This is a genomic window from Escherichia sp. MOD1-EC6021 (assembly GCF_002965245.1).
In the GTDB taxonomy this organism is placed as follows: Bacteria; Pseudomonadota; Gammaproteobacteria; order Enterobacterales; family Enterobacteriaceae; genus Escherichia; species Escherichia coli_F.
The window spans coordinates 20,387-32,957 of sequence record NZ_PTRU01000017.1 but is presented as its reverse complement, the minus strand read 5'-3'; the positions used below and the strand labels follow the sequence as shown (position 1 = coordinate 32,957).

Below are 12,571 nucleotides of genomic sequence, written 5' to 3'. Positions count from 1 at the left end.
GCGGCTGAATCTCTCCAGATTCAGCCGTAATTATTGCTTTAGTATACCCAGGAACTAGCTGCGTTGACTTACCCGGCTGAGAATTGCATACGCGATACATGCCACCAGAATGGAGTCCACCGAAGGGATTGTTGTCAGGGTGAATAAGCCTTTTACGGTCATAAAGCCAACCGCTGCACCTATGATCCATGCTGCGAATGTCAGCACTTTAATCTGTGACTCCTGGGCTAACACTGACTCTTGATAGCCATTACGGCGATAAAGGAAAAAGTCAGCGATATAAATTCCGGCAACGGGTGGCGTGGCGATACCCAGGAACAGCAGAAACGGAATAAACCACGCCATAATATCCAGACTGCCTACGATGGCGGAAAGGATACCCAGCGCCACGGTAATCTGCCATTTGGGAAAGCGGGTAAGCAGTGTGGAAACCACCAGCGTGCCCTGGAACATATTGCCCGCGTTACCGGTGACGCAGGCGAAAATCAACAACAGCGCCGCGGGCAGAACCGCACCGAATACCGCCATCGCACCCAGTAAAGATCCCTGACCACTAATGGCGCTCGGCGTTGCACCCGCCCAGTAGAGCAGAGGGTAGGCAACCAGAAACGTCACGCCTGCGGCAATCAGCGCATGTTTGCGGTTATGCACAAAACTACCGAAATCAGGCAGTGTGGCAACCAGCACAATAATGGTGCCAACAACGGTGGAAACGGCGACACCTGTATTCATCTCCACAATCACCGCTGGTGCTGCCACTTCGGTATGGGTTGCCACATAGAGGATGTAACACAGCACCAGCGCGATAACCGGCACGGCAACCTGGGCAATTTTTCCCAGAACGGCAAAACCAAATGCTGTAGAGGCGACAAAAATGACACAGCCAGCAGCCACTAACAGTGCTAGTGGAACTTCCAGTCCATGTTGAGCCAGTAAGTCATGTACCGAATGACCAAACATATTGGCGGTAACGGCAATCCAGCCGAACAGACTTATCGCCATCAAAATGTTAATGGCGATGGCCCCTTTTTCGCCAAACGAATATTTCACAATGCCATACGTTGGCAGGCGGGCTTTTTCTCCCACGCTAATGGTGATGGCTGAAAGTAAGGTCAGAATGACGCCGCCTAACAATACGACGCTAATTAAACTGCCGCTGGAAAGTTGATTGCCGAGGCTTGAGGATGACAACAGCACAGGTGTGACGGCAATACCCAGTAAAATCATGGCAATACGCAATCCTGATGCTGTATTCAGATTCTCTTCTTTTTTACGCATAGTATGTTCCCTTTAAAAATGCGCGTTACACAGTATGAAAATGCCCGGTGTATTTGCGCCAGCTACCCAGTTCTGTAATTTCCCGTTGGCCTTCGGTCAGCCAGTTTTCTGCCAGTACGCCCAGCACTTCGCTACCATCGGCAAGTTTGATTTTGCCAATTGCCAGCCCAGCGGGTTCGCTCATTAACAGAGCGGCAAAACTGGCCAGTGGTAATTGCCAAATTTCTACGTCGACGTGTGTTCCTCCTTCATTCACGCGAATCATTCCCGGATGACGATCGTTAATACTCCACAACCTGTAATGGGCGTCAGTTCGGTCTTCACGGACAAAAATGCCGCCCGCTTTTTGCATATTTGGGTTGAGTTCCAGGCCACGCATCAGCGTTCCGTTAACGGCTAAAAGTGTTGTAGTCATTGAGTTCTCCAGAGAATTAAAGGGTTATCCATGTGCCGCTCTGATGCGAAAGGGCTGCTTTTATGGTTTGCGGTGAAGTAATCAGGCCGCTGGCCTGTTTGCCTTGTTGTTGGCTGGCATTGATGAAATCAACAATGGCTTCCAATTTGGGCTGCATACTGCCGACACCAAACTGACCTTCCCGTAACAGCGTTTGCGCTTCGGCAACGCTGATAGCGTCGAGCCACTGTTGTTGTGGTGTACCAAAGTTAATCGCCACTTTTTCTACACCGGTGGGGATCACCAGCAGATCTGCGCCTAACTGACTGGCGAGCAGCGCGGAGGCCAGATCTTTATCGATCACGGCTTCCACACCTTTCAGTTGTTGTCCGTCTCGCACCACCGGAATACCGCCACCGCCGCAGGCAATAACCAGATATCCCTGGCGCACCAGGTGAGCGATGGTGTCGTGCTCAATAATTTCCAGTGGCGCAGGAGAGGGAACTGTACGCCGCCAACCACGCCCGGCGTCCTCCATCAGCGTCCAGCCGAGTTGCTGTTGGCGTTGTAGGGCCGTTGCTTCATCGAGAAACGCGCCAATCGGTTTACTGGGGCTGGTGAAAGCATCGTCATGTGGGCAGACTCGCGTTTGTGTCACCATCGCAATTACCGGTTTGTTTATGCCACGGCGAGCCAATTCGTTATGCAGCGCTTTCTGGAACATGTAGCCAATTGCACCTTGTGTATCACCCACGGCGTAATCAAGTGGAACCGGAGAAACTTCGTTACTGGCGAGTTCAGAGCGGCGCAGAATAAAGCCCACCTGCGGGCCATTACCGTGGGTAAGCACCAGGTCCCATCCGGCTTCAACCATATCAACGATATGCTGCACGCTTTCCATCACTGCAACATATTGATCGGGAATACTATTGCGTTGCTCGTCCTGAATGAGCGCATTGCCGCCAACTGCGACAACAGCCAGTGGCTTAACCATGATGGTTCTCCTTTGCGACGATCTCAGACAGTGCACGTACAGCGGCGACAAAACAGGCCATCGGCGCAGTGGTGATCCCGGCACCAATTTGCCCGACCCCCGCTTGTTTGTGGGCGATACCCGTATTGATGACCGGTAAAATGCCGCGATCGGTCACTTTACGCGCATCAATCCCTGCTGCGGTGGGGGCAAAATTGAGGGCAGGAAGTGTAAATGCGGGGTTACCACCGAGGGTGATTGCTTGCATCCTACGGCTGTTATTGGTGGCATCGGCAGGGGTGCCTCCCACAAATTTGACGATCGCTGGAGATGACGCCATCGCGAAGCCACCCACACCTGCGGTTTCGGTAATTGCGCTATCACCCAGGTCAGCAGCGGCATCGTCGACGCCAAATCCGGGGAAGAACAGACCTTCAACTGCATTGGCAGGAGCCTGGAACCAGCGATCGCCAGTACCGGAAAGCCGAATACCAAAATTCACCCCGTTACGCGCCATCACCGTAACCATTGAACTGAACGGTACATTGGCGGCGGCATCCATCATCGCTTTACAGGCAGCCATCGACAGATTGAGGAAGAAGTGATCGTTACTGGTGATAAATGCCACGACGCGCTGGATATGTTCCTGTGGAAGAGAGCAGGCCAGCAATGCCGGGAGCAGGCGCTTAATCAGCAAACCGGTAGCGGCAGCATTGCGGTTATGAACTTCATCCCCCATATGCAGCGCCTGCGCCATTAATGGCTTGAGTTCCAGCTCGCCGTGTTGTGCGATTGCTGCTTTCATTGCCGGTGCCAGTTCATCGCGCATCCAGGCCAGACGATTGAGAACTTCATCGTTATTGGCACCAAAACGGAGAACCTTACCCAGACCTTCATTGAAATTGCTAAAAGTACGGTGGCCGTTGGTTTTGTTTTCTACCACCCATAACGGCATCGACGGGCTGATGATGCCTGCCATTGGTCCAACCGCGTGATAATGATGACAAGGGGCAAGGTCGATTTCGCCTGCGTTTATCTGGTTTTCAGCGTCTTGCTGGCTGGTGGCCCAACCTTCGTACAGCATGGCACCAATAATCGCCCCTTTTACCGGACCACACATCTCTTCCCAGGCAATCGGCGGGCCAGAGTGCAAAATACGTTTTTGTTCAGCCATTGCTGGAATGGCCTCTTTAGCGAGCATGACATCCACCAGCACGGGTTGTGCTTCGAGATAACGTGTCATGGCGATTTGATTGGCATTTTCTACTAGTGGATGACGTAGCAACGATGCCAGATCCAATCCAGCGTCAATATCGCCTTGTGCTGGTGGCTGCCAGTTGAGTGCAATTGCGCTTCCCCCGGCATGTTGAATATTGTCAGCAAAACTGTGTAGTCCCGCGTTCACGACCTTCAAAGGCTGATTAAATAAGGTATTCATGCGTTTAGCCCCTTTTTCTGCAACTGAGTCTGCGCAACGGCGCTCGCCCATAGCGCCGCCTGTGCATTGCTGCTGGCAATGATGATGCCCGCATTTTGTAGTGCGCTTATCTGCTGACTGCGTATTTGCGGATCAGCTTCCGTTCCGCAAACGTGCGCAATCAGCAACGGTGCGTTATTCATGTCGATGTGTGAAAGTTGGTCCAGTAATTCGCTGGCAGGCGTAGCGGAAGCGCCATAACCAAGTACCAGGTCGAATAACACGACGGCAGTGTGTGAGTCGTTGAGTTCGTTGAGCAGACGTTGATTGCGCAGAGTCGGGTCGATCATTGGATGCGGTTTGCCACGGGTGAAATCATCGTCGCCCATATCGATCAGCGTGTGACCTTCGCTTTGCCAGATATTTGCTAGAGTACGATTACCCGCAACTGGCGTATTGGAGGCGGCGCTGAATCCCTTTTGCTGGCAGATAAGTTGCGCTTCGTAACAGAAGGTTCCTCCGGCGAAAACACCGCGTATCGCCTGGCGATGGGCTGGCAGACGCTGGCAGGCGTTTTGTAACATTGTGAGATCGTCGCAGGAAATCTCGGTCTCGACAGTCGGAAGTGGCTGATCATTCAGTACTGCCACGGCGATATTTGCGGCGCTGGCAAGTGTGGCGGCAGCGGTGATATTGGGACGTGCCAGATCATGCGGATTCGCACCGAGGAAATTCACCACCACGGGTTTTCCACAAGCCTCGGCGCGCTCCAGAATAGCCCGGGCAACGATCGGTGAAGGCGGTTTTGAAATAAGCACAATCACGCGAGTTTCATCGTCTTGCGCCAGCGCATCTAAAGCGAAGAGCATCGATATTCCACCAATCTCTTCACTGAGATCATGCCCGCCTGTTCCCAACGCCTGAGAAATACCCGCTCCGAGCTGGTCGATTCGGCAAGTCACTTCCTGTAGCCCGGTGCCTGACGCGCCAATAACACCAATTGCTCCGCGTTTCACCACATTAGCGAAGCCTAACGGAATGCCGTTAACAATGGCGGTTCCACAGTCAGGTCCCATTACGATGCGCTGACGTTCTCGGGCAAGTGTTTTGATGGATTTTTCCTGCCCGATACTGACGTTATCGCTGAACATCATCACGTTCATTCCGAGGTTTAACGCTTTAATTGCTTCGGCGGCGGCGTAGTCTCCCGGTACAGAAATGAGTGCCAGGTTGGCTTCGGTGTCGGCTTCCAGTGCCATTTCCAGGCTGACATTTTCCGGTGTTTTAATGCCACTATCCGTTTCATCATCGGGTTTGCTGGTCAGACGTTGCTGGGCCAGTATCAGTGCTTCATTGCAAATATCTTCTTCACCCATGACTGCAATCACTAAATCATTGGGACTGGCGTTGATTTCGTTACCCAGACCCGCATCGCGCAATTGTTCGAGATTATTGGGTGTTCCCATGACGACCGAGGCCTGTTGAATACCGGGCAACTTACTGATTTGCGCGGAAATCTGCATCAGAGAAACCGAGTCCTGATAAAGATTGCTGAAAACTTTATATTTAACTTTCATGCTGTTACGCCTGTTTTATTCCGCCCGATAGCAAAATTCGGGCAAAGCATCCCCGTGTAGCGCCATAAATGGGCTACGGGAGAAAAGGTTGAAATCAATTCATGGTGTTCAGGGTTCGAAAGCCATGCAGCATTCCTGCAAGGCAATCTACTCCTGACGTTGCGCCAAATTGCATGACCTGTTCTGCACAGGATGCGATTGTCATTTCCGATGCGCCCCCAACCAGTTGTGCGAGTAACTGGCAAATCGGTTCTGAAAAATGCCCCTGAAGCGCACGCTCCAGATAATGACGACTGATATCCGTGGTGTTGTGCGCATGTTGATCAATTGCCTGCTGCAACCGGTATTGATGATCGGCAAGTGTTGCAGGGAGTTGCCATAACCAGAGCGCTGCCAGATAGCCCAACAAATAGTCATCTCCATCGGGCGTTAAGCCTTTACCAAAGCCGATCAGTTGTGGCACCTGGCGTTCCAGTGCATCTGGATGTTCCATAATCGCTAATCCCTGGTGCGTGAGACTATCCGGCAGGTGCAATGTGCTTTGAACGTTATGCTCCAGACAAAATAAAAGCCGTTGCGATGCCATCGTTGGGTAGTGCTGGAAAACCAAAGGGAATGCCTCAAGTGTCAGCATTCCCCCCACAAATGGCGGTTGCCAAAGTGTTGTGTTATGAAGCACCACGCAAAAGCGAGGTGTTTGTAACAAGCCTGGGGTTAACTGAATGGGATCTGAATGGGCAATCTCTCTTCGCCAGTCCCAATTCTCAGGCAGGTTGACTCTGGCGGCATCAGGGAGATTCAGATACGTTTGCGCACACAACAGAGTGATGAATGTTCCCGCTTCTGAATACAGATTTACCGCATGTTTAAAAGCACTATGCAGACGTAAATCTTGCGTTTCATTTTGCGGGAAAAGATATCCCAACGATGATGCGCAAAGCGTCACCTGTACCATCGGCGTTAGCCTTCCAGACCTGCAATAATGGCTTTGGAATCACTCACCCAACCGAAAATGGCACCTTGTGCTTTGATCATCTCGAGGGCATATTTCTGGAATTCCGGGAAATAGGAGCCGACACAATCTTCCGGGATAATGCATTCATAGCCACGGTCATTTGCTTCGCGCACGGTGGTGGTTACGCAAACTTCGGTTGTTACACCACAAACTATCAGCGTCTTGATACCGTGGTTTTGCAAAATCAGATGTAAGTCGGTTTGATAAAAAGCGCCTTTACCGGGCTTATCAATCACCGGTTCGCCTGTCACTGGGTACAGTTCAGGAATGATGTCATGACCCGCTTCACCTCTGACCAGAATGCGTCCCATCGGTCCTGGTTCACCAATAAAGGTTTTTCCGCCGCGCGTCAGTTTGGCTGGCGGGCAGTCGCTTAAGTCTGCACGATGGCCTTCACGAGTATGAATAACCATAATTCCTTTTTGACGTGCGGCTGCCAGCACCTCTGTACATGGTGCGATAGCCGTGCGTACCAGTGAAACATCATTGCCCAGTGCCTCACCGAAGCCCCCTGCTTCGACAAAGTCACGCTGCATGTCGATCATGACCAGTGCAGTTGTGCGCGGATCAAAAGGTAATTCAAAGGGTTGAGCCTGAAAAATGGATTGCGTCATGGTAAATCTCCTGTCTGATGTTTAAACGATCCAGTTGTTCTGAGAGCGAGTATTCAGGAGAAAAGCGGCATAAAACAGGAAAAAAGTTTGCCGCACAGCAACGAAATTTTTGCATTCAACAGGTGGTGTGATGACGAATGTGAAGGGAGTCAAAGAGTGGCATACAGCAACAAATTTTTTGATGCTGTATGGTTTTGAGATTAAAAAAATCGTTGAAATTGTGTGAGCTTAATCATCAGATTTAGCGGCTATGGCGTTACTTTTTAACACCATACTGCTTAAACCACTCCAGCATTCGCTGCCAGCCATCTTTCGCAGATTCGGCATGATAGCTCGGGCGATAATCGGCGTTGAATGCATGCCCGGCATCCGGGTAGACGATAATCTCTGCTTTCGCATTAGCAGCCCGCAGCGCCTGGCGCATGGTTTCAACGCTCTCCTGCGGAATGCTGTTATCCTGACCACCATATAAGCCGAGAACCGGAGCGTTAAGATCGGTTGCGATATCAACAGGTTGTTTCGGTGAATTCAGCGTCTTATCGCCGGTTAATTTGCCGTACCATGCCACCGCTGCTTTCAGTTGTGGATTATGCGCAGCATACAGCCAGGTGATGCGCCCACCCCAGCAAAATCCGGTGATCATTAAGCGATGAACATCGCCGCCGTTGCGTGACGCCCAACTGGCGACATGATCGAGATCGGCCAGCACCTGCGAGTCAGGCACTTTTGCTACCAGACCGCTAAGCAGCGTAGGGATATCGGCAAAATCATTCGGATCGCCTTCGCGAAAGTAAAGTTCAGGTGCGATAGCCAGATACCCCTCCAGCGCCAGACGGCGACAAATATCGCGGATATGTTCATGCACGCCAAAAATTTCCTGCACTACAATGACCACTGGTAATAGGCCATCGCTCTGCTTTGGTCTGGCATGGTAAGCAGGCATGTTATCCCCTTGTGAAGGGATAGAGGTGATGCCTGCTACAATCGCGTCATCCGGGGTCTGAACGATGGTCGAAGCGAGAGGTGATGCAGCAGGTGCAAATCCAGATTGTTGTGTTGTTGCCATGGTATTCTCCGTACCCTTATAAAAATGTTGCGCAATGTTAACTATAGTCAGCATGCAACAAATCACATTGCCTGAATCGGCTCATCTTTTATGCAGTCATGCAGAATGAAGAGTGATTTATGTGATTCGCATCACTTTTGCTGGGTAAATTTATGCAACGCATTTGCATCAAGGTGATGAGTGTCACGAAAAAATGTTAAACCCTTCGGTAAAGTGTCTTTTTGCTTCTTCTGACTAAACCGATTCACAGAGGAGTTGTATATGTCCAAGTCTGATGTTTTTCATCTCGGCCTCACTAAAAACGATTTACAAGGGGCTACGCTTGCCATCGTCCCTGGCGACCCGGATCGTGTGGAAAAGATCGCCGCGCTGATGGATAAGCCGGTTAAGCTGGCATCTCACCGCGAATTCACCACCTGGCGTGCAGAGCTGGATGGTAAACCTGTTATCGTCTGCTCTACCGGTATCGGCGGCCCGTCTACCTCTATTGCGGTTGAAGAGCTGGCACAGCTGGGCATTCGCACCTTCCTGCGTATCGGTACAACGGGCGCTATCCAGCCGCATATTAATGTGGGTGATGTGCTGGTGACCACGGCGTCTGTTCGTCTGGATGGCGCGAGCCTGCACTTCGCTCCGCTGGAGTTCCCGGCTGTGGCAGATTTCGAATGTACGACCGCGCTGGTTGAAGCGGCGAAGTCAATTGGTGCCACCACTCACGTTGGTGTGACGGCTTCTTCTGATACCTTCTACCCGGGTCAGGAACGTTACGATACTTACTCTGGTCGCGTAGTCCGTCACTTTAAAGGTTCTATGGAAGAGTGGCAGGCGATGGGCGTAATGAACTATGAAATGGAATCTGCAACCCTGCTGACCATGTGTGCAAGCCAGGGCCTGCGTGCGGGTATGGTGGCGGGCGTTATCGTCAATCGTACCCAGCAAGAGATCCCGAATGCTGAGACGATGAAACAAACCGAAAGCCAGGCGGTGAAAATCGTGGTGGAAGCGGCGCGTCGTCTGCTGAAATAAAAAACGCTCCCTGGCTTAGGGGAGCATTCCGATTGTTGTTAACGTGTCCTTTGTTCATACCGGATGCGGCGTGATCGCCTTATCCGGCCTACAAAAGCATGCAAATTCAATATATTGCATTTCTGTGGTAGGCCTGATAAGCGCAGCGCATCAGGCAATTTAGCGTTTGTCATCAGTCTCATACTCCCCAACGTCGGGGAGCGATATCAATTACTGACGCCGTAAGCGCATAATTTTGCGTATTATTGGCGTCAGTAGCGTAAAGGCTGCCAGTGTCAGCAATGCCAGAGTGATCGGTCGGGTATACAGAAAGTCGAGTGACCCACCAGAAAGCGACAGCGCACGGCGAAAATTACTTTCCGCCATTGGGCCCATAATCAATGCCAGCACTACGGGTGACGCCGGATACCCCCCTTTTTGCATGAAATAGCCCACCACGCCTGCAATCAGCATAATGCCAACATCAAACAGGCTGTTGTTCAGCGCATAAGTCCCAACAACACAAAGCGCGAGGATCATCGGCGTGAGAATATTGCCGGGGATCTTCACCACGTTACCGATGACTTTCAAAGAGAGCAGTCCAAGAACTAGCAGCATGAAGTAACAAAAGATCATGCCGACAAACAGCGTATAAACCATATCGCCGTGGTCGGTAAACATCAGTGGGCCTGGCTGCATCCCTTGTAACGTTAACGCGCCCAGCATGATGGCAGTTACCGCATCGCCTGGAATCCCCAGCGTCAGCATAGGTAACAACGCGCCACCTGTGCAGCCATTCGCGCCTGCCTCACAGGAGGCCACCGCCTTAATCTCACCCTTACCAAAGTTTTCGGGTGTCTTACTGAAACGACGAGTTTCGTTATAGGCAACAAAAGCCGCAATATCCGCCCCCGCACCGGGGATCATGCCGATAAAAACCCCTAATCCTGATGAGCGCAAAATGGTTAATGTGATGCGGCGTAGTGTTTGCCAGGGCAGTAACAGACTGCCAATAGCCACTTTCGCACCCTGACGAATTTGCTGGTTTTGTTCCATAGAACGGAACGCTTCTGAAGCAGCAAACAGACCAATCATCACCGGGATAAATGGCACATTCATCAGTTCCACAAACCCGCCCGTAAAGCGTGGAAAACCGCCCATCGGATCGAGGCCTATCGTTGCGATCATTAATCCGCCAATCCCGGCGATCAGCCCTTTAATCAGCGACTCACCGGAAATACTGGCAATAATGCTCAGTCCGAAGGTTGCCAGGGCGAAGGACTCCGAGGCACTAAATTTCAACGCCCAACTGGCAAGTACCGGAGAGAGAAACATCAATACGATAATGCTGAGCGTTCCACCGCTAAAAGAAGAGAACGTGGCGGCACTTAACGCCAGCCCGGCTTTTCCCTGCTTCGTCAGCTCATATCCGTCAATGGCGGTGGCAGCGGCGGCAGGCGTACCGGGAATTTTGAGCAAAATTGCGGTGATAGAACCACCATACACACCACCAAAAAAGACACCGCAAATCATCAATAAGCCAGAAACAGGCTCCATGCCGTAGGTGAAAGGCAGCAAAATCGCCACACCCATGGTCGCTGTCAGGCCAGGCAGAGCGCCAATCATAATACCCAGCATCACTCCAAACGTGGCAAACAGCAGCGCCTGAGGATTACTGAGTAATGTCGAAAACCCCTGAGTTAAAAGTTCACTTTCAAACATTGCAGGCCCCTGTTATTCGAAAAATGTGCCGACAGGCAATGGCACCTGTAACGCTTCGACAAACAGCAACCAGAGGATTGCCGTTAACAGCAGCGCAATACCCGGTGTGAGTACCCATCGCCTGTAGCCCATCAACGTCATAATGACGATGAGGAACACAGGAGTAGTAATGAGATAACCGCAGTAGCTCATTCCCACGATATAAAACGCGGTTGCCGCAATTCCTGTTGCCGTTTTCCTGAATGCCGGTTTTTCCTGTGCGTTGGCGCAAGGGACTGGTTTTGCCAGCAAAAGATCGCGTATCACCAGTAAGACAGCGAGCACAATCAGAGCGCAGGCATAGAAAGAAGGGAAGGCACTTGCACCGGGATCCGTTTCAATGGCAGTTGCTGGAAAATCAGCGGCATTAATCATCACCGTGCCAGCAACTACACAAAGTAACAGCGCCACCACCACAGTGGATGAAAGGCGCTTGCGGTGCGGTACGGCGAGTTGAGCAACAGACTGTTTTGTGTTCATCGACCGTACCTCGGGATTATTTTTTCAAGCCCAGCCGAGTTAGTAACTCGTCAAAGTACTTTTCCTGCTCGTTGATTTGGGTCTGGAAGCTGGCACCATCAAGCCATGCATAGTTGAGATTCAACTTTTGCAGTGCATCCTGGAATGCAGGCTCTTCAGCCGTCTCTTTTGCGGCCTTAGCCAGAACATCAACCACATCCTGCGGCGTTTTTTGCGACACGATCAGACCGCGCCAGGTGCCGATGGAGAGATCAACGCCTTTCTCTTTTAACGTCGGTACGTCAGGCATGGTTTTCATATGTTCATCCGCCATCACTACCAGTGTCTTCAGCTTGCCGCCTTTCACATGATTGATAACTTCACCTGGGCTTACGGAAACCGCTTCAATATGCCCGCCTAACAGGCCTGTAATGGCAGGGGCTGCGCCGTCATATGGGACATGAGAAAACTTCACGCCCGTTTTGTCTTCCAGTGCAGCTGCCGCCAGATGCCAGATTGCTCCGGTGCCTGAGTTACCAATGCGTACTTTTCCGGGATTCGCTTTGGCGTAAGTCATAAATTCTTCATAGCTATTCCACGGTGCATCGGCACGGACGGTGATAGCCGCAGGATCCGCATTCAGACGGGCAATGGGTTTAAAGTCGCTGGTTTTAAAACGCACCATTCCGAGACTGGGAAGGGTGGTCAGTTCAACCGTGCCTAAACCCATTTTGTAACCGTTAGGGCGGGCAGCGGCGATTTCACTCAGGCCGATAGCGCCGCCACCGCCAGGTTTATTGATAACCCCGATGCTGACGGGCAAATGGTTTTTGGCGGCATCAGCAAAGGCACGGGCAACCAGATCCGTACCGCCTCCGGCCGCGTAGGGTACGACTAACTCGATCTGTTTGGTTGGCCAGGAGGCCGCCTGCACAGGCGCAGTGCTGAGGGCAGCGCCGGCAAGAAGTACCATTGCAGCCATTTTTTTCGGTAAGGTAAGATGTTTTATCAT

12 protein-coding genes are annotated in these 12,571 nt (G+C 51.6%); 1 reads left to right on the top strand and 11 read right to left on the bottom strand.

The window, feature by feature from the left end; all coding sequences use genetic code 11:
* Positions 1 to 54: 54 nt before the first annotated feature.
* From BEB54_RS18480 to BEB54_RS18445, 8 genes are all read right to left on the bottom strand, one after another.
* A complete protein-coding gene (locus BEB54_RS18480; RefSeq protein WP_105277617.1) occupies positions 55 to 1,278 on the bottom strand; it encodes a cytosine permease in 1,224 nt (407 codons plus the stop codon).
* Positions 1,279 to 1,303: 25 nt separating this feature from the next.
* Positions 1,304 to 1,693 (bottom strand): allophanate hydrolase-related protein, encoded by a 390-nt coding sequence (locus BEB54_RS18475; RefSeq protein WP_000214035.1) that lies wholly within the window; start codon positions 1,691 to 1,693, stop codon positions 1,304 to 1,306.
* 16 nt (positions 1,694 to 1,709) lie between these two features.
* Complete coding sequence (gene arcC / locus BEB54_RS18470) at positions 1,710 to 2,666, bottom strand: carbamate kinase (RefSeq protein WP_105277616.1); 957 nt, start codon at positions 2,664 to 2,666, stop codon at positions 1,710 to 1,712.
* Positions 2,659 to 4,083 carry a DUF1116 domain-containing protein gene (locus tag BEB54_RS18465; protein ID WP_105282245.1) on the bottom strand — a complete coding sequence of 475 codons (1,425 nt, stop codon included), beginning with the start codon at positions 4,081 to 4,083 and terminating at the stop codon, positions 2,659 to 2,661. Before BEB54_RS18465 ends, arcC begins: the two co-directional genes overlap by 8 nt.
* Entirely contained in the window at positions 4,080 to 5,639 is a 1,560-nt protein-coding gene (gene fdrA, locus BEB54_RS18460) for an acyl-CoA synthetase FdrA (RefSeq protein WP_046082707.1), read from the bottom strand. Before fdrA ends, BEB54_RS18465 begins: the two co-directional genes overlap by 4 nt.
* A gap of 94 nt (positions 5,640 to 5,733) precedes the next feature.
* A complete protein-coding gene (locus BEB54_RS18455; RefSeq protein WP_046082708.1) occupies positions 5,734 to 6,594 on the bottom strand; it encodes a DUF2877 domain-containing protein in 861 nt (286 codons plus the stop codon).
* Positions 6,595 to 6,599: 5 nt separating this feature from the next.
* Positions 6,600 to 7,268 (bottom strand): cysteine hydrolase family protein, encoded by a 669-nt coding sequence (locus BEB54_RS18450; protein ID WP_046082265.1) that lies wholly within the window; start codon positions 7,266 to 7,268, stop codon positions 6,600 to 6,602.
* Between the two features lie 256 nt (positions 7,269 to 7,524).
* The gene (locus tag BEB54_RS18445; RefSeq protein WP_105277614.1) at positions 7,525 to 8,334 is read right to left on the bottom strand and encodes a dienelactone hydrolase family protein; all 810 of its coding nucleotides are present in this window, start codon (positions 8,332 to 8,334) and stop codon (positions 7,525 to 7,527) included.
* A 261-nt stretch (positions 8,335 to 8,595) separates the two neighbouring features.
* Here BEB54_RS18445 and udp point away from each other — a divergent pair, with 261 nt between their 5' ends.
* Entirely contained in the window at positions 8,596 to 9,360 is a 765-nt protein-coding gene (gene udp, locus BEB54_RS18440) for a uridine phosphorylase (RefSeq protein ID WP_000045181.1), read from the top strand.
* A 210-nt stretch (positions 9,361 to 9,570) separates the two neighbouring features.
* Here udp and BEB54_RS18435 read toward each other — a convergent pair whose 3' ends face one another.
* Genes BEB54_RS18435 through BEB54_RS18425 form a run of 3 tightly spaced genes read right to left on the bottom strand, consistent with a single transcriptional unit; the run spans position 9,571 to position 12,571 of the window.
* Positions 9,571 to 11,061: a tripartite tricarboxylate transporter permease gene (locus BEB54_RS18435; protein ID WP_105271942.1), complete on the bottom strand. Its 1,491-nt coding sequence runs from the start codon at positions 11,059 to 11,061 to the stop codon at positions 9,571 to 9,573.
* 12 nt (positions 11,062 to 11,073) lie between these two features.
* On the bottom strand, positions 11,074 to 11,580 hold the full coding sequence (locus BEB54_RS18430) for a tripartite tricarboxylate transporter TctB family protein (protein ID WP_105277613.1): 507 nt from the start codon (positions 11,578 to 11,580) through the stop codon (positions 11,074 to 11,076).
* Between the two features lie 16 nt (positions 11,581 to 11,596).
* Entirely contained in the window at positions 11,597 to 12,571 is a 975-nt protein-coding gene (locus tag BEB54_RS18425) for a Bug family tripartite tricarboxylate transporter substrate binding protein (RefSeq protein WP_000589811.1), read from the bottom strand.

Coding starts and splice junctions, on each gene's coding strand:
- BEB54_RS18480 (WP_105277617.1), bottom strand. CDS start 1,278: ATGCGTAAAAAAGAAGAGAATCTGAATACAGCATCAGGATTGCGTATT.
- BEB54_RS18475 (WP_000214035.1), bottom strand. CDS start 1,693: ATGACTACAACACTTTTAGCCGTTAACGGAACGCTGATGCGTGGCCTG.
- arcC (WP_105277616.1), bottom strand. CDS start 2,666: ATGGTTAAGCCACTGGCTGTTGTCGCAGTTGGCGGCAATGCGCTCATT.
- BEB54_RS18465 (WP_105282245.1), bottom strand. CDS start 4,083: ATGAATACCTTATTTAATCAGCCTTTGAAGGTCGTGAACGCGGGACTA.
- fdrA (WP_046082707.1), bottom strand. CDS start 5,639: ATGAAAGTTAAATATAAAGTTTTCAGCAATCTTTATCAGGACTCGGTT.
- BEB54_RS18455 (WP_046082708.1), bottom strand. CDS start 6,594: ATGGTACAGGTGACGCTTTGCGCATCATCGTTGGGATATCTTTTCCCG.
- BEB54_RS18450 (WP_046082265.1), bottom strand. CDS start 7,268: ATGACGCAATCCATTTTTCAGGCTCAACCCTTTGAATTACCTTTTGAT.
- BEB54_RS18445 (WP_105277614.1), bottom strand. CDS start 8,334: ATGGCAACAACACAACAATCTGGATTTGCACCTGCTGCATCACCTCTC.
- udp (WP_000045181.1), top strand. CDS start 8,596: ATGTCCAAGTCTGATGTTTTTCATCTCGGCCTCACTAAAAACGATTTA.
- BEB54_RS18435 (WP_105271942.1), bottom strand. CDS start 11,061: ATGTTTGAAAGTGAACTTTTAACTCAGGGGTTTTCGACATTACTCAGT.
- BEB54_RS18430 (WP_105277613.1), bottom strand. CDS start 11,580: ATGAACACAAAACAGTCTGTTGCTCAACTCGCCGTACCGCACCGCAAG.
- BEB54_RS18425 (WP_000589811.1), bottom strand. CDS start 12,571: ATGATAAAACATCTTACCTTACCGAAAAAAATGGCTGCAATGGTACTT.